This is a genomic window from Marinobacter daqiaonensis (assembly GCF_900115285.1).
Classification (GTDB): Bacteria; Pseudomonadota; Gammaproteobacteria; order Pseudomonadales; family Oleiphilaceae; genus Marinobacter; species Marinobacter daqiaonensis.
In genome coordinates, this window is record NZ_FOYW01000001.1 from 2755287 (window position 1) to 2772242 (window position 16956).

15 protein-coding genes are annotated in these 16956 nt (G+C 60.3%); 8 read left to right on the forward strand and 7 right to left on the reverse strand.

Translation table 11 applies throughout. The features are described 5' to 3' along the window. Positions 1–128 precede the first annotated feature (128 nt). From BM346_RS12535 to BM346_RS12545, 3 genes are read right to left on the reverse strand one after another with little or no spacing between them, the layout of a single operon-like run. Positions 129–920 carry an enoyl-CoA hydratase-related protein gene (locus BM346_RS12535; protein ID WP_092013004.1) on the reverse strand — a complete coding sequence of 264 codons (792 nt, stop codon included), beginning with the start codon at positions 918–920 and terminating at the stop codon, positions 129–131. 14 nt (positions 921–934) lie between these two features. Then, positions 935–2227 (reverse strand): 3-hydroxyacyl-CoA dehydrogenase NAD-binding domain-containing protein, encoded by a 1293-nt coding sequence (locus tag BM346_RS12540; protein WP_092013007.1) that lies wholly within the window; start codon positions 2225–2227, stop codon positions 935–937. Positions 2228–2279: 52 nt separating this feature from the next. Continuing rightward, entirely contained in the window at positions 2280–2966 is a 687-nt protein-coding gene (locus BM346_RS12545) for a nitroreductase (protein ID WP_092013008.1), read from the reverse strand. Between the two features lie 156 nt (positions 2967–3122). Between BM346_RS12545 and BM346_RS12550 the strand changes: the two genes are divergently transcribed. From BM346_RS12550 to BM346_RS12560, 3 genes are all read left to right on the forward strand, one after another. Continuing rightward, positions 3123–3977 (forward strand): thioesterase family protein, encoded by an 855-nt coding sequence (locus BM346_RS12550; protein ID WP_092013011.1) that lies wholly within the window; start codon positions 3123–3125, stop codon positions 3975–3977. 202 nt (positions 3978–4179) lie between these two features. Continuing rightward, on the forward strand, positions 4180–5295 hold the full coding sequence (locus BM346_RS12555) for a CaiB/BaiF CoA transferase family protein (RefSeq protein WP_092013013.1): 1116 nt from the start codon (positions 4180–4182) through the stop codon (positions 5293–5295). Positions 5296–5323: 28 nt separating this feature from the next. After that, positions 5324–6472 carry an acyl-CoA dehydrogenase family protein gene (locus tag BM346_RS12560; RefSeq protein ID WP_092013016.1) on the forward strand — a complete coding sequence of 383 codons (1149 nt, stop codon included), beginning with the start codon at positions 5324–5326 and terminating at the stop codon, positions 6470–6472. A gap of 252 nt (positions 6473–6724) precedes the next feature. On the opposite strand, the gene BM346_RS12565 is transcribed toward BM346_RS12560, so the two are convergent. Continuing rightward, entirely contained in the window at positions 6725–9436 is a 2712-nt protein-coding gene (locus BM346_RS12565; RefSeq protein ID WP_092013019.1) for a LuxR C-terminal-related transcriptional regulator, read from the reverse strand. Between the two features lie 324 nt (positions 9437–9760). Between BM346_RS12565 and BM346_RS12570 the strand changes: the two genes are divergently transcribed. The 5 genes from BM346_RS12570 (at position 9761) to BM346_RS12590 (ending at position 15083) form a co-directional block, all read left to right on the forward strand. After that, on the forward strand, positions 9761–10546 hold the full coding sequence (locus tag BM346_RS12570; protein WP_092013022.1) for an SDR family NAD(P)-dependent oxidoreductase: 786 nt from the start codon (positions 9761–9763) through the stop codon (positions 10544–10546). A gap of 168 nt (positions 10547–10714) precedes the next feature. Beyond that, the gene (locus BM346_RS12575; RefSeq protein ID WP_092013025.1) at positions 10715–11899 is read left to right on the forward strand and encodes an acetyl-CoA C-acetyltransferase; all 1185 of its coding nucleotides are present in this window, start codon (positions 10715–10717) and stop codon (positions 11897–11899) included. An 89-nt stretch (positions 11900–11988) separates the two neighbouring features. Beyond that, entirely contained in the window at positions 11989–12531 is a 543-nt protein-coding gene (locus tag BM346_RS12580) for a TRAP transporter small permease (RefSeq protein ID WP_092013028.1), read from the forward strand. A gap of 17 nt (positions 12532–12548) precedes the next feature. After that, positions 12549–13856 carry a TRAP transporter large permease gene (locus BM346_RS12585; RefSeq protein WP_092013031.1) on the forward strand — a complete coding sequence of 436 codons (1308 nt, stop codon included), beginning with the start codon at positions 12549–12551 and terminating at the stop codon, positions 13854–13856. A gap of 87 nt (positions 13857–13943) precedes the next feature. Beyond that, positions 13944–15083: a C4-dicarboxylate TRAP transporter substrate-binding protein gene (locus tag BM346_RS12590; RefSeq protein WP_092013034.1), complete on the forward strand. Its 1140-nt coding sequence runs from the start codon at positions 13944–13946 to the stop codon at positions 15081–15083. 119 nt (positions 15084–15202) lie between these two features. Here BM346_RS12590 and BM346_RS12595 read toward each other — a convergent pair whose 3' ends face one another. Genes BM346_RS12595 through BM346_RS12605 form a run of 3 tightly spaced genes read right to left on the reverse strand, consistent with a single transcriptional unit; the run spans position 15203 to position 16954 of the window. Then, entirely contained in the window at positions 15203–16153 is a 951-nt protein-coding gene (locus BM346_RS12595) for an alpha/beta hydrolase (RefSeq protein ID WP_092013037.1), read from the reverse strand. 37 nt (positions 16154–16190) lie between these two features. Further along, on the reverse strand, positions 16191–16565 hold the full coding sequence (locus BM346_RS12600) for a hotdog family protein (protein WP_092013040.1): 375 nt from the start codon (positions 16563–16565) through the stop codon (positions 16191–16193). Further along, complete coding sequence (locus BM346_RS12605; RefSeq protein ID WP_092013042.1) at positions 16562–16954, reverse strand: MaoC family dehydratase; 393 nt, start codon at positions 16952–16954, stop codon at positions 16562–16564. Before BM346_RS12605 ends, BM346_RS12600 begins: the two co-directional genes overlap by 4 nt. Between the last annotated feature and the right edge of the window lie 2 nt (positions 16955–16956).

The window sequence follows — 16956 nt, forward strand, 5'->3', positions numbered from 1 at the left end:
TGTTATTTTCAATGTCACCTTAGTCCCCGGATGGTGGCCGGGCATCGTCCGAAACGACGATGCTCCTCCTGGCGCCTGCCTCACCGCTGCTGTTGGCGAGCGGGGGGAGGCGACGCCCCAGTCCCCAGTCAGAAATTGGGTTCGCGCTTTTCCAGGAACGCCCGTACGCCTTCCTGGAAGGTGGGGCTGTCGATCAGCTCCTGTTGCCGATCAGCTTCGTAGGCAAGCTGTCGCACCAGGGTGGCGGTTTCCGCCTGGTCAAAGGCCTCCCGCAGTGCCGGTGCCGCGTGGTTGGGGCCGGAGGTCAGGCGGCGGGCAACCGCGAGAACTTCCGCCTGGAGCTGATCATCCGCCACGCACTTCCAGATCAGGCCCTGGTCAACCGCTTCGGGGCCGTAGATACGCTCACCCAGCAGGCTCACGGCCATGGCCCGGGCCCGGCCGATCAGGCGTGGCAGAATCCAGGTGGCCCCCAGGTCCGGCAGGATCCCCAGCTTGGGAATGAAGGGAAACAGGAAGTAGGCGGACTTGCCGGCAACGACAATATCCGCCGCCAGGGCGATACTGGCACCGGCCCCAGCGGCGGCACCGTTGACCGCGGACACCACCGGAAAAGGCAGATCCCGCAGCTCCAGGGCCAGGGGGTTGGACAGTTCTTCCATCAGGCTCTTTACCTGGGTGCCCAAACTGGGACCGTCGGAATCCGGGCTCATGGAGCCGAGATCGGCACCGGAGCAGAAGGCCTTGCCGGTTCCGGTAAGAATCAGCGCCTTGACCTCCCTGTCTCCTTTGAGATTCGCCAGGGCATTGCGTACCTCTTTCTGCAGTGGCACCGACATGGCGTTCATGGTCCTGGGCTGGTCCAGGGTGAGGGTCGCGATGCCCTCCTCAATCGCCAGGTGAATATGTTCGTAGCTCATTGCCGGGCCTCCTGTCAGTTACCAGCCGGGAATTCGTCGTAGAAGCTGCCATCGGTTTCCGCCAGCTTGCGGATGGTGGCGGTGGGTTCGTATTGGGCACCCAGGTGCCGATACAGTTCGCATTGCGCAAGCACCGCTTTCGCTCCCAGGCTGTCGGCGTAGCGGATGGCGCCGCCCTTGTCCCGGGGAAAACCCACGCCCATCAGCAGGGCTGTGTCCAGTTCCTCGGCGGAGCCGACCACCCTGTCCTCAAGACAGTGAACGGATTCGGTAATCATTGCCAGCATCATGCGTTGCTGGATCTCTTCCACGCTGAGCTCTTTCCGGCCATTGGGCTGGATGGTCCTGATCAGTTCGTGGGCCTCCGGGCTGGAGTGCTTTTGCGGCCTGCCGCTGTCATCCGGCGTGTAGTCATAGAAGCCCTTGCCGTTTTTCTGGCCCAGGCGGTCCCGGGATTTCATCAGCCGGAAGGCGTCGTTCTCGATGTGGGGCATGCGGTCCGGGTAGCCGGCGGAAATGACATCCGAGACGTGGCTGCCGGTGTCAATGCCGATAACGTCCTCAAGATAAGCGGGTCCCATGGGCCAGCCGAAGGCCTCCATGGATTTATCGATGTGTTCGAAGTCAACACCCTCCGCCACCAGTTCCAGAAATGCCCGGGTGTAGGCGGTGAGGATCCGGTTGACCAGGAAGCCAGGGCAGTCCTGGACCACTATCGGCGTTTTGCCCATTTTCAGGGCCCAGGTCACCGCCGTGGACACGGCCTCATCACGGGTTTTCGTGCCCTGGATGATTTCCACCAGCGGCATCACCGGCACCGGGTTGAAAAAATGCATGCCCACGAAGCGCTCCGGATGCTTCATGTGCTGGCCTATGTCATCGATGCGCAGGCTGGAGGTGTTGGTGGCAATGATGGCCTCGTCCCGGACGACATTTTCAAGTTCGTCCAGTACACGATGCTTGAGGTCCAGGTTCTCCACCACGGCCTCGATTACCGCATCCACCTGGTCAAAGCCCAGGTATTCCAGGGTGGGGTCGATGGAGGCCATGACTTCTTCGGCCTGCTCCGGGGTGATTTTCTCCTTCTGCACCAGCCGGCCCACCTGGCGCCGGGCTTCGTTCATTCCCAGCTCAAGCTGGGCTTCGGCGATGTCTTTCATAAGCACCGGTACCCCGTGAGCGGCGCTGGTAATGGTGATGCCGCCGCCCATGATACCGGCTCCGAGCACCGCCGCCTTGCGGACGGGGCGGGCCTTGTCAGCGTGCTCCTTGAATACCTGCTGCAGTTCGGATGAAAGGGAAGACACGTGTGGTTACCTCTTGCTGTCGGTTCAATATGTGACGTTGACGGGGTGAGCCTCAGATGCCCCGAAAACGGACGAACTCGTCCAGCGGAGCCCGCCGGGCACGAAGCTGATTGACCGGTTCCTCCGGGTCCATGTAGCCGATGGCCATGCCAGTGAACAGCATCAGCTCATCCGGTGGATCGAGAAAGTCCTTCAGGGTCCGGTGATAGAGGCTCCAGCATTCCTGGGCGCAGGAGTCCAGGCCTTCCTCCCGTAGCAGCAGCATCACCGTCTGCAGGAACATGCCCAGGTCCGACCACTGGGGTGGCCCCATCTGGCGATCCACGTAGCAGAACAGGGCCAGTGGCGCGCCGAAGAACTGATAGTTGCGGGCGAACCAGCCCAGGCGGGCAGCCTTGTCTTCCCGGGGGATGTTCAGCAGGCCATACATGTCCTCGCCCACCTGGAAGCGATAGTCCCGGTACGGAGCCTTGAGGCCCTTGGGGTACACATCGTATTCCGGCTCTTCGCCGGTGGGGGCCTCGGTGACCCGCCTGGCCATGATTGCCTTGAACGACTCGAGTTCGGCACCGCCGACCACATAAATTTTCCAGGGCTGCACATTGCCGCCGGACGGGGCCCGTGAGGCCTTTTCCAGTACCCGCCGGATGACGTCGCCGTCCACCGGCTGATCGCTGTAGCCCCGCACGGACATGCGGGTGTTCACGGCTTCAGTTACCGTGGCCGCTTTAGTTCTCATTCGGGCATCCCCTTTCTGTTATGACTTTCTGTGATCCCTTATGTTGGGGTTCCGGGTATGTCGTTGGCAATCGTCGCTTACGACGAAGTAGGTTGCGAAATCAGGCGTGAATATGGATGCTAGAGCGTTCAACATTGAGAGAAAAGACGACCTGCCATGAGTCACAGACAGAAAAACGGTGCTGTTTTCAGCGGCACCCTGACACCCCGATATACCGACCAGGATACCTGGCGTCACGTGAACAACTCCCGGGCCTACCAGCTTCATATCGAGGCTCGGATACAGGCACTGGTGAAGCGTTTTGGTCCCGATGCCTGGTACTCGGATGCAGAGCGCCTGCGTCCGCTGCGTACCATTACCCAGTTCCGGGAGATGAGCTTTTTCGGCAGTGACATCGAGTTCACGGTCGAGGTGCTGGGCTGCGACAGAACGTCGGTTCATCTGCGGACGGAGCTGCATCAGAACGATAGCCTTGTCGGCATCCAGGACTGCCTGCTGGTGGCCTTCCTGAACCATGAACAGGTGGATCTTCCCGAAGAGGTCTACCGCAGTTTCCATGCGGATGCGGAGGTCGCGCCCCATCCGCTGCCGGAGGCACGTTACGACCAGTATGCCGGGGATTTTTCCCGGTTTCCGGTCAGTCGTGAGCTGACACCTCGTTATGCCGATCTCGACGCCGACAGCCAACGCAGCGAGGCCGCGATCGCCCGTTACATGGAGCAGGCCCGTTTCGGCACACTCCGCAGTATCGACATGGGCGGCTACGGCCTGCTGATTGCGGCCCTGGACATCAGTTTCGGTCACTACCGGCCCAGCTCCAAACCGGTCGAACTGGTAACCGGCGTCAGTCACATCGGCAATACCTCGTTTCATCTCACTGGTGGTGCCCGCAGCATCCATGGCGTGCATGCCATGGCGAACAGCGTCATGGTGGTCGTTGATCTTGAGACCAATCGGCCTGCGCCCCTTACCGATGAGATCCGCGAACAGCTGGAAAGCCTTCGTCTGTAGCTGGAGATCGTCGTCCAGTCCGGGCGCCGAAGTCTTGGTCCGCCTCTCTCCAGGCCCGGTGTATGCCGGGCTTTTGTTTTTTCGGGCCCGGTTCGTCGTTTCCGACGATGGGCCAGTGAGGCTGGGCGCCTAAACTGGAACCAAAGCGGGTGCTGGCTCAGATCGCTCCGTCGTATTGCAACAACAAGAAACCGGGGGAAACATGGCAGGTCCACTCAGCGGCGTGCGAATCATCGAAATGGTCGGGCTGGGCCCGGCTCCGTTCTGCGGCATGATGCTGGCGGATATGGGGGCGGAGGTTATCCGTATTGATCGCCCTGGTGCAGGTGAGGGTGGCGCCTGGAAGTTCGACATCCTCTCCCGCAGCCGCCAGACCATCTGTCTCGACCTGAAAAAACCGGAGAGCGTCGAAGCCGTTCTGGCCATGACGGCGAAGGCCGATGCAATCATCGAGGGCTTCCGTCCGGGCGTGATGGAAAAGATGGGCCTGGGCCCTGACGAGTGCATGGCCCGGAACCCGGCGCTGGTCTATGGCCGCATGACCGGTTGGGGCCAGTTCGGCCCCCTGTCCAGTGCCGCCGGCCATGACCTGAACTACATCGCCATCAGCGGGGCGCTCCATGCTATTGGCCGTGCCGGCGAGCCGCCGGTGGTGCCCCTGAATCTGGTGGGGGATTTTGGTGGCGGTGGCATGCTGCTGTCGGTAGGTGTGCTGGCGGCAATGCTGGAAGCCAGAAGTTCCGGTAAGGGACAGGTGGTGGATGCTGCGATGACCGATGGGGCGGCTCTGCTTTCGTCGATGATGTATGGCTTCAAGGCGGCCGGCCAATGGAGCAATAATCGCGGCGAGAATATGCTCGATGGCGGTGCCCATTTTTACGATGTCTATACCTGTGCGGATGGCAAGTACGTTGCTGTCGGTCCCATCGAGCCCAAGTTCTACGCTGAAATGCTGGAGCGCTGTGGCCTGGAACAGGACGCTTTCGAGCCCCAGATGGACCCGAAACGCTGGCCGCTGCTGAAGTTGAAGCTTGCGGACGTGTTCCGGACCCGCTCCCGGGATGAGTGGTGTGAAATCCTGGAAGGGACCGACGCCTGCTTTGCGCCAGTACTGGACTGGGATGAAGCGCCCCTGCATCCCCATAACCGCGCCCGCGATACCTTTGTGGAGACGGATGGCGTGATTCATCCCGCGCCGGCGCCGCGCTTCAGCCGGACACCATCGGATCCCCCCCGGGCGCCCTCCAGGCCAACCAGCGAGGTGACCGACGTTCTTTCCCGATGGGGTGTTCCGGACACCGTCATCAACGGCCTTTAAACGAATTTCTTGAACAGAGGAAACCACTATGTCACTTGACCTTACCCCCCGCTGGCAGGACGAGGAAATCTCGATGTTCCGGGACAGCGTTGGCCGCTTTATCGAGGCGGAAATGGCGCCAGCCGATGAAGAGGCCCGTAAGCGTGGCCATGTTGGCTATGAACTCTGGCGCAAGGCCGGCGAGATGGGCATCCTCTGTACCGATATACCGGAAGAATACGGCGGTGCCGGAGGTGATTTCCGTCATGAGGCCGTGGTGGCGGAGGAAATGGGGAAACGTGGTCTGACCGGCCTGAATCATTCGGTGCACAGTATTGTGGCTCACTATTTTCTGAACCACGGCACCGATGAGCAAAAGGAAAAGTACCTGCCCCGCATGGCCCGTGGGGAACTTGTGGGCGCGATCGCCATGACCGAACCAGGTACAGGGTCGGATCTGCAAGGGGTGCGGGCCCACGCCAAAAAGGATGGCGATCACTACGTCATCAACGGTTCCAAGACCTTTATCTCCAATGGCTACCTCGCGGGTGTGGTATTGGTGGTGGTTAAGACGGACACCTCCCAGCGTGCCAAGGGCATGTCCATCATGATCGTGGAGACCGAGAACCAGCCCGGCTACAAGGTGGGCAGGGTGCTCGACAAGATTGGCCTGAAAGCCCAGGACACATCGGAGCTGTTCTTCGAGGATGTTCGTGTCCACGAGAGCCAGTTGCTCGGTGGGGTGGAGGGCAAGGGTTTCTACCAGCTGATGGGGGACCTGCCCTATGAGCGCCTGTTCATCGGTGTTGGTGCCCTGGCTGCCATGGAAGGGGCCTACAATGCCACCCTGGACTACGTGCGTGAGCGGACCGCCTTTGGCCAGCCCATTGCCGAGTTCCAGAACACCAAGTTCAAACTAGCGGAAGTGGCCACCACCATCAAGGTCGGTCGGGCCTTTATAGACGAGTGCGTGGAAGACATGCTCGCCGGTCGCCTTGATACCACCAAGGCCTCCATGGCCAAGATGTGGGGAAGCGACAACCAGTGCCGCGTGGTGGACGAATGCCTGCAGCTGTTCGGCGGTTACGGCTACATGAACGAGTACATGATCGGACGGATGTATACCGACGCCCGCATTCAGCGCATTTATGGTGGCACCAACGAGATCATGAAAGAGGTGATCTCCCGGTCGCTGTAGCGCCGGTATCTGTAAAGACGTTGGCCACGGAAACCACGGAAGGACACGGAAAGAAAAGACCGAAAAAGAAGAAACCAAATCAGCCACGGACAGCACGGACATGCACGGACGAAAAAATTAAAAAACTCAAAAAGATCTTTGTTTTGTTTTTGTCCGTGTCGTCCGTGGCTATCTTTATCTTTTTTCCGTGTTCTTCCGTGGTTTCCGTGGCTAAACAGTCTTTCCTTCCGCGTAATTCCGCGGATTCAGCGGCTAAAAAATTCCAAGACGCCGTGCAATGGCCACCGCCTGGGTCCGGCTGCTGGCATTCAGCTTGGAATTGATGTTCCGCAGGTGGGTGCGCACCGTGCTGTCGGACACGAACAGCTTCTCCGCCATGGCGCTGTTGGAGTACCCCTCGGACAACAGCTGCAGTACCCGTATCTCTTTTCGGGTGAGCGGGTCGAGCAGGATGTTTTCCGGTTCCGTGGCGCCGGCCTGCTCCTGGAGGTCCGGGCCGAAAGCCTCCAGCAAGCCCTGGATATAGCCGGCCAGGATCGGGTCCGTCCGGTCACTGCTGTCCTGAAGGTTCTGGCTGAACAGCAGTACCAGGTTGCCTGCGGCCGGGCCTTCATCAACGATCAGCCTCAGGTAACCCTCAGAGCAGGCGACCCTGAGAACCTCACTCATGGTCTCCAGGGTCTCCCGTATACGGGTGCTGCGATGCAGGGCCATGGCCTTGAGCAGGTTCAGTTTAAGGTAACGGCGATACCGGTGCTCATCGTTGGCCTCCCGGAGTTGCCGGTCCAGCAGCTGGAGCGCCTTGTCCGGCTCGCCCGCGAGAATCTGCCAGCGGGCTTCGGCCAGTTCAAGGTATTCCAGATCATTGGCCGGCATTCTCAGGGTCTGGACCCGCTGCCACAGCTCCCGGTCACCGGCCCGGTCCAGTTCCTGCCGCGATGAGTCCGTCCGGCCCTGAAGCAATAACAGCCGTGAGCGCTCCAGCCGTGTGGTGGCCACCACACGGCTCAGGTTGCGCACGTAACCCAGGTGCTCCAGTTCCGTCAGCACCCGGAAGGCCTGGTCGATCTCGCCCTTGGTGAAGGCAATCCGGGCCAGCATGATGTCGCTGAGCAGCATGTGGTCGGGCAGGCCGACGTCACGGGCCAGAGGTCCGTAGACGTGAAGCAGGCGGGCGGCCAGTTCAAGCTGGTTCTGTTCATAGATGGCTCCAGCATGCAGAACGCCTGCCCATGCATTGCCATTGGCCTGGCTGAACGAAGAAGCCTGGCGCGTGGCGCCCACTGCGAGGCGGAAGCGGGCAGCCGCCTGGCGCTGGCGGCCCTCCTGCATGTCGATGATGCCTTCCACCGATTCCGAATACATCACGTTGAAGGAGCTGGCATGGGTGCCCTGAGCGTCGCGAGCGCCGTCCAGCAGCTGGCGGGCCTTGGTGTAAAGCCCCATCACCGAGTAGCTGCTGGCCATGGAATTGACCAGAGCCATATCGGCAAATGGCTGGCAGGTGGGCAGTTCCGGCAGGCCGCGCTCGCCCATTTCAATGGCTTCTTCCTGGCGGTCCATCATCGACAGGGTCAGCGGCCGGATGGCCATTACATGGGGCCGGATGGTGGGATCGTCTGAATGCTCAAGACCGGTTTCCTCCAGCATTTCCAGGGCTTCCGTGGGCCCCCGGGTAAAGCAGAGGGCCCAGACCCAGATCATCTGCAGGTGCTCGTCCCGTTGTAACTGCTCCGCTGGCAGTGTGCTGAACCAGCGGGACAGCAACCGCATGCGCCCCTGGGAAAGCAGATTGGCGGCATGGGCCTGCAGCAGGGACATTGCCCGCCCGAAGTCACCTCCCTCCAGGGCATGGTCGATTGCCGGTACCGGCCGTGCCTGTTGTTCGTACCACCGGGAGGCAGCATGGTGCAGCCGGGGAATTTCCTCCGGGTATTGCGTTTGCAGCTGCGATTTCAGGAACTCCGAGAACAGGCTGTGGTAACGATAGCTCCTGCCATCGTTTTCCAGTGGTGTCAGGAACGTGTGGGTACTCGCCAGGTGCCTCAGCATCCGGTCCGCGTCGGCATCGGGCATCAGCGCCTGGCATAACGAAGGATTAAGGTGTCGCAAAATGCTGGTGCGCAACAGGAACTGTCTGGCCGATTCCGTCTGCAGCTCCAGAACGTCATAGGCCAGGTAGTCCGCGATGGTCTGGTCTGCACCGGAGAAGCGTTCAATAAAGGTTTCCGGTGAATGGTGACCTTCCAGGGCAAGGGATGCCAGCCAAAGGGCGGTGACCCAGCCCTCGGTGCGATCGTGGATCTTGAGCAGGTCTTCCTGGGTCAGGGCCAGCTGGCGGCGTGAGATCAGGAAATCAGTGGTCTCCTCAACGGAAAAGCGCAGCTGGTGAGCGTCGATTTCCAGCAACTGACCCCGGGCGCGCAGCCGGCCGAGACCCAGCTCCGGAAGGTTGCGGGAGCCAATAACGAATTGCCCTCTGCGGGGCAGGTGTTCCACAATTTGCCGGATCAGCCCCAGTACCGCCGAATCCTGGATGCGCTCGAAGTCGTCCAGGTACAGCGCGAAAGCCGACTGGTGCTCCGACAGCCGGGCGACAATCTCCAGCGCGGCGTCACCGGAGGACATGACTGCACATTCCGAAAGTGATGGTATATCCCGGCCGTCCTCGGTGAGACGGGATACCGCGGCATTGAGATACCACAGAAACCGGGAGACATCGTTATCCGCCTCATCCAGGGTCAGCCAGGCCGTTACCTGGCCGGCTTCTTCCATCCGGCTCATGCACTGGGTCATCACGGTGGTTTTGCCGAAACCCGCGGGCGCGCGAACCAGAACCAGCCTCGCGGCCGAAGCGCCAACCACCTTGTCGACCACGGACGCGCGTGGCACCTGCACGGCCCGGGCCGTGGGTGGATTCAGCTTGCTGGTCATAAGGACGCGACTGGAGGCGACGAAAGACATGCGCAGGATGCTCTTTTTGACCTGTGGGGTGAGCGTCGGTTATTGGAATTATGTCAAATCCGCTTGCAATTTGAGCTTTCCAGTCTAAGCGCATTGCCGGATAAGGCGCAAGTACTTAGCCAGCGACATAAATTTCCGGAGATCAACCTTTTGCAGTGTCGACCAGGGATGGCTCAGGGCAATTCGTCGGATACGACGATGATGTGATCACTGCCAGTGCCTAACCTGAGGACACAGCGTCCCGGTCTGAAAACAGCGAGGGATACCGCACGAATCTGAGAAACTTTCCGTCAAAAGAAGAATGACACCTGAAAAGGAAACCTTATGAAACTTGATTCTTCAATCAGCGCGGTGGTGACCGGTGGAGCATCCGGCCTTGGTGAAGCCGTGGCCCGCCGTCTGGCAGCATCGGGCGTCAAAATCGCCATTTTCGATTTCAACGAGGAACGCGGCCAGGCCGTTGCTGAAGAGCTTGGTGGTGTGTTCTGCAAAGTGGATGTCACCTCCGAGGAGGCGGTGGACGCCGGATTCGAGAAGGCCCGCGGCGCCATTGGCCAGGAGCGCATCCTGGTGAACTGTGCCGGCACCGGCAATGCATTCAAGACTGCAAGCCGTGCCAGGCAGACCGGGGAGATCAAGCACTTCCCTCTGTCGGAGTTCGAGAAGCTCATTCAGATCAACCTGATTGGCAGCTTCCGCTGTGCCGCCAAGTCAGCGGCCGGCATGCTGGCCCTCGAGCCTGTCAACGAGGACGGCGAGCGTGGTGTCATAATCAATGTATCTTCGGTGGCGGCCCAGGATGGCCAGATCGGTCAGGCGGCCTACTCCGCTTCCAAGGCCGGGATCGTGGGCATGACCCTGCCCATGGCCCGGGACCTGATGGGCGAAGGCGTGCGAGTGAATACCATCATGCCAGGCCTGTTTGACACGCCCCTGATGCAGGGAATGCCGGACAATGTCAAAGACGCCCTGTCCGCGTCAGTGCCTTTCCCGAAGCGGCTCGGCAGGCCCGAGGAAGTGGCCTCCCTGACCGAAGTGATGGTCACCAACGGTTACTTCAACGGAGAAAGCGTTCGCCTGGATGGCGCGATTCGCATGGCGCCCCGTTGAGCCGTCCGAACAGTCAGAATTTGTCGCTCCGGATATGGATGACGATTGCGGCAATCACTGAACGCAAGAATGATCCGGCAGACACATCGAGAATGCGACCTGGGTTTCGCCACGGTCGCTTACTGAACCATCCCTGCCGCAAGAGCCGGCAGGCAAGAGGATTTCAACATGGCAGAAGCATATATAGTAGCAGCAACCCGAACCGCTGGCGGTCGCCGTGGTGGTCGCCTGTCCGGCTGGCATTCGGCCGATCTGGCCGCACAGGTGCTCAATGAGGTGGTCGACCGGGCCGGAGCGGATCCGGCGCTGATCGACGACGTGATCATGGGCTGTGTCAGCCAGATTGGTGAGCAATCCACCAACATTGCCCGCAATGCGGTTCTGGCCTCAAAGCTGCCGGAGTCGGTGCCGGGTACCTCCATAGACCGTCAGTGCGGCAGTTCCCAGCAGGCGCTTCATTTTGCAGCCCAGGCGGTCATGTCCGGTTTCCAGGACATTGTCATTGCCTCCGGTGTGGAGAGCATGAGCCGCACCCCGATGTTTTCCACGGTGGCTCTGGCCCAGAAGGCGGGCATCGCCGAGCATTACATGAGTCAGAGTATCCGTGATCGCTATCCCGATGTGCCGGAGTTCAGCCAGTTCATGGGCGCGGAAATGATTGCCAAGAAGTATGGCCAGAAGCCGGAAGATCTCCATGCGTTTGCCCTGGAGAGCCACAAACGCGCCATTGCGGCCACTGAGGCGGGGAAATTCGACAGGGAAATCCTGCCGCTGCAGGCACGGCTTCAGGACGGTACCGTGCTGGACGAGATGCACATGCGTGATGAAGGTATCCGCTTTGACGCCACCCTGGAAGGGATTGCCAGCGTCAAGCCCCTTCAGGAGGGAGGCTATATAAACGCGGCAGTGGCCAGCCAGATCTGTGATGGCGCCACCGCGGTGATGATCGTAAACGAGAAGGGACTCAAGAAACTGGGTGTTGAACCCCTGGCGCGGATTCACCACATGAGCGTGATCGGACATGATCCCGTCATCATGCTGGAAGCCCCGATTCCGGCAACCCAGGCAGCGCTCAGGAAGGCTGGTATGAGCATCAATGACATCGATCTGTTCGAGGTCAATGAGGCCTTTGCTCCGGTACCTCTGGCCTGGCTCGAAGTGACCGGCGCCGATCCCGACCGCATGAACGTGAATGGTGGCGCTATTGCCCTGGGCCATCCCCTGGGGGCATCCGGCACCAAGCTGATGACGACCCTGGTTCATGCCCTCCAGGATCGTGGCGGCCGCTACGGCCTGCAGACCATGTGTGAAGGCGGCGGCATGGCCAACGTTACCATTATCGAACGGCTCTGAGAGCCCGGGCCCGGCGGCGGAATCGCCGGGCCTGTTGATTAAGGCCTGCCAATAACAACATAGCGCCCCTCGGGGCGGGAGGTTGCTCCATGTACGCAATAGGCCGAGCGCTCGCCAGAATTACCAACGTCGTCTCCATTCTCGGTGGCCTGGCGATCGCCCTGATGATGTTCCACATTACGTTCGACGTCATCGGGCGTTACGTTTTCAATTCACCCATCCCGGGTACGATCACGATCGTCTCCTACTACTACATGTCCATAGCGGCCTTTGTTCCCCTGGCATTTGCCGAGCAGAAGGACGCTCATATCTCGGTGGAAGTGATCACCGAGCGCATGCCGGCCTGGATGCGGAATAACCTCGAGCGGCTTTCGCTGCTGTGCTCAATGACCGTGTTCGGGTTCCTGGCTGTGCGTACATTTGGCGAGGCCCAGCGCAAGTATGAGATGGGGGCCTCGGTAGTCCAGGGCAGTGCCGACATTACCATCTGGGTCACCTACTACATGCTGCCCGTCGGCAGCGGCCTCATGTTCCTGGTGGTGCTATACAAGCTGATCAACAGTTTCCTGCCTCAGGAAAGCGGCCTCGATACCGAGCGTGCAAAGGCTGACGAACTCCCGCCCGCAGACTGACGACTGAGAGAATAATAATGAGCGATGTACAGATCGGTTTGACAGGTCTAATTCTTCTGGTGGTACTGATTGCCCTCAGGATTCCCATTGGCGTTTCCCTGATCGGCGTTTCCTTCGGTGGCCTGTGGTACCTGATGGGCTTCAATGTCGCCTGGGGCTCACTGGGGATCGTTCCCTACCAGTTTGCCACCAACTGGGTGCTCAGTTCGGTGCCCATGTTCCTGCTGCTGGGTTTCCTCTGTTATCACACCCAGCTGACCCAGGGGATGTTCCGGGCCGCCCGCATGTGGCTCGCCGGCGTACCCGGGGGCCTTGCCATTGCCGCCGTATTCGGGTCGGCCGGCTTTGCAGCGGTTTCCGGCTCTTCGGTCGCCTGCTCCGCCGCCATGGGACGGATCGCCGTCCCGGAAATGATCAAGTATCGCTATAACCCGGAACTGGCTACTGGCACGGTGGCGGTGGCCGGTACCATTGGCGCGCTGATTCCGCCCTCCATCATCATGATTCTTTACGGCATTATTGCCCAGGAATCCATTACCGGGCTCTTCCTCGGGGGTATCTCCGCAGGGATCATCACCGCCGTTGGTTACATCGTGGTGATCCTGGTCCGGGTCAAGCTCAATCCCGAGCTGGCGCCGGATACCCAGGAAGTAATTCCGTTCCAGGACAAGGTCTGGGCACTCAAGGACACCTGGCCCGTCATCCTGATCATGATCGGCATTTTCGGCGGCCTGTTTGGTGGCGTTTTCACCCCCACGGAGGCCGGGGCCATCGGGGCCTGTCTCTCTCTGATCGTGGCAGCCATCAAGGGCAGTCTGACCTGGCCGCGCTTCCGGGATGCGATTCTGGAAACACTGCTGACGACCAGTGCGCTGATCATCATAGCTGTGGGTGCCAGCCTGCTGACCCGGTTCCTGGCGCTTTCCGGTGCCGGTGACTTCCTTTCCGAGTGGATCATCAGCCTGGATGCCAGTGTCGTTGTCATTCTGCTGGCGATCGTATTGATCTATGTACTGCTGGGTATGTTCCTGGAGCCCATTGGCGCCATGCTGCTGACCCTGCCCATCGTGCTGCCGATCATCGACAACCTCGGCCTGAGCCTGCTCTGGTTCGGTGTTGTGCTGACCAAGCTGCTGGAGGTGGGCATGATTACCCCGCCTATCGGCATGAATGTGTTTGTCATCAAGAGCGTGGTGGGCAAGCTGGTGACTACGGCCCAGGTTTTCAGAGGAATCTTCTGGTTCCTGATCATGGACTTCTTCGTGCTGTTCCTGCTGATAACCTTCCCGGACATCATTCTGTTCCTGCCGGGACTGGGAAACTGAAGTGGTGGCCAGGAGCCATGTCATAAAAAGGGGTGTTCTGAGCAATCGTGCCCTATGCTGAATCGACAATGATCAAAGGAGCTCAAAATGAAACAATATCCCCTCGTGATCGCCATGATGGCGCTGGCGCCGGTTGCCCTCGAAGCGGAGCAGTTGCGTTTTGCCTCCGGTTATCCATCCGGTAGCATCACCAGTGAAGCGCTTGATGCCTTTTCCAAAAAGCTGGAACAGGCTTCCAGCGGTGACCTGAGTGTCCAGGTTTATGAATTGTCCCTGCTGAATCTCAAGGAAACCCCTTCGGGAATTCGAGATGGCATGGCAGACATGGGCGTGGTGCTGACTCCCTATTTTCCGGCGGACTATCCCCACACCAATATGGTGGCTGAAGTATCCATGTCTATCGAGTTGACCGATGGTGGTTCGGATCAGGCCGGCCTGGTGTACACCGGTGCCATGTCCGAATTCATATTCCTGGAATGTGCAGAATGCCGGCAGGAATTCGAGGCGCAGAACCAGCTGTTTCTGGGCAGTGCCGCCACGCCACCGTATTCACTGCTGTGCCGCGAGAAAGTGGATAGCCTCGAGGCCCTGGAAGGCAAGAATCTGAGAACCTCTGGTGCCCAGTGGGCGCGGTGGGCGGAGTCCGTCAATGCCAACCCCATCACGATGTCGGTCAACGAGATATACGAGGGCCTGAGTCAGGGCGTGGTTGACTGTTCGGTTCAGTCCACCTCGGAGCTGTCGGTATTCAACCTCTTTGAAGTCGTGAACGATATCACCGTGAATTATCCCAGCGGTGTGTTCAGCGGGGTCGGATCAGCCAATATTAACAAACAGACCTGGCGTTCCCTGAGCGAGGCGCAGCGTGAGGCTCTGCTGGAAGCGACCGCCGTTCTGTCGGCCGAGTTCAGTTGGGGTTACGAAGTGGGTGCCGTGGAAAACGAGAAAACCGCGAAAGAGCAGGGTATTGGAATTACCCATCCCACCGAGGAGATGAAAGAAGTCAACCGGGAGTTCATCCGCTCTGACCTGAAAACCATCGCCGACGCCTATACCGAGCGATATGGTATCGAGCAGGCCGAAGAAAAAATCGCCCGTTTCCGCGAGATCCTGGCCAAGTGGGGGGAGCGGATCGACGATGTCGAGAGTGGCGAGGAGTTAGCAGATCTGTATTGGGAACATGTGTTCTCTAAAGTCAGTGCTGCTGAATACGGCATGGGCAAGTAACAGGGTGGTTCAGGGGTGGCCCCTTCCCCTGCCTGAGCCCCTCGGGCAGAGATTACCGGGAAAGGAGCCTCCCGATACCCTGGGACCGGGGCCAGGGTGACGGGGGATATGGGAACGCATCAGGAGACTGACTGGCCCCGGTTCACGAAGTCGCCAATTGCACGATAGGTATCGGCGCAGGCTTCCGGCACCAGATCTTCCAGGTTCAGGAAGGCATGGATCATGTCCGGATAGTCCCGCAGTTCGCAGCTGACGCCGGCCGCCTGGAGCCTTAGGGCATAAGCGACCCCCTCGTCATGGAGGGGGCAGTAGCCGGCGGTGATAACCAGCGTGGCCGGCATTCCGTCCGGCACCTCCATGTGTATAGGGGAAGCCTTGCGGCGGTCCTCCTCCCCCTGGAAGTAGTGGTCGAAATACCAGCCGATTCTGTTTTTTTCCAGCAGGTACCCCTCGCCGTGCTCAGTGATGGATGGATGATCCATGGTGTAGTCCAGGCTGGGGTAGATGAGGATCTGGGATTTCAGGTTCAGCCCCGGCTCCCGCGCCAGCATGTGGCTGACCGTGGCGGCATAGGTGGCGCCGCCGGAGTCTCCAGTCAGGGTGAGCCGACGCTCGAACCCGTAGTCGTGGTGCGAGAGTAAGGCCCATATCTGGCGGGTGACGTTCAGGCAGTCATTGAGCCCGGCGGGATAGGGGGCCTCCGGGGCCAGCCGGTAGTCCACGGATACCACCAGATGGCCACTGGTGGCTGCCAGTTTACAGGCGATCGGGTCATACACCGCCACGCTGCCCGCCATATGGCCGCCACCATGGAAGAAAAGCATGACCGGCTTGCTCTCGCCCGGTGAGGGGTCGTAGACCCGTGCCGGCACGTCGCCGTCCCCGGTCGCGACCCGAATGTCGCGGACGTCCGCGATATTCGGTGCCCGGGTCACAAAGGTGGCGGTCAGGCCAGCAAGGCTGTCCCGCACCATCGCGGGAGTGGCCTCTACGCCTCGCGCCTTCTGCTCTGCCACCAGGGCATTGAGCTGGTCCAGCCAGGCCCGCAGGTTGGGGTGTACGTCGGTCATCGGGGTTGCTCCATTTCCGGTCGCTGGCGGCCGGATATCAGTGTTGAAACAGCACCAGGGCCTCGCCGTCACAGATCAGGCGACCATCATGGCCGGTGCACACCGTTTTCAGGTTGGCCAGGGCCTTGTCCCGGCGGAGCCGGCTTATGGTCACGCTGGCGGTCAGGGTCTCACCGGCTTCGGCCGTGGCGTGAAAGGCCATCGCCTGCTTCAGGTAATTGGTGCCATGGCCGGGCAGCTCCTCTCCCAGCAGGTAGGAGAACAGGCCGGCAATCAGCGGCTCAGGCACCCCCTGCCAGGTCTGGTCAAGCTGGCACAGATCGCACCACTCCTGCAGGTCTTCGCTGGCGAAGACGCGCCTGGTACTGGCACTGAGCCCCTCTTTCAGGGCGTCGAATCGATCCAGGCTCATACTTCCTCCTCGCTCAGCTGCAGCTCACACTGGCCGGCCAGGCAGGTTTCGCCGTCGGGTCGGGTAATGGTGGTGGTGAGGGTCAGAGTCCGACCCTCGCGACCGGTTTCCTCGATAACCAGCTCCAGCGTATCGCCGGCGTAGGCGGGCGCCGGAAACATCAGGCTCTGGCTCTTCAATACCGAGCGGGGCCAGCTCTGCGCCAGGAGACTGCGGACCACGCTGAACAGCAGCATGCCGTGGGAGACCGTGCGGCCAAAGCTGGTCCGGGCCGAAAATTCCGGATCCACGTGAATCGGGTTGTGGTCGCCGCTGAGGCGAGCGAAGCGGTCAAAGTCTTCCTGGCTGAGGATGAAGGCCTGTTCGCAGGGAATGCTGGATTCGGTCATGG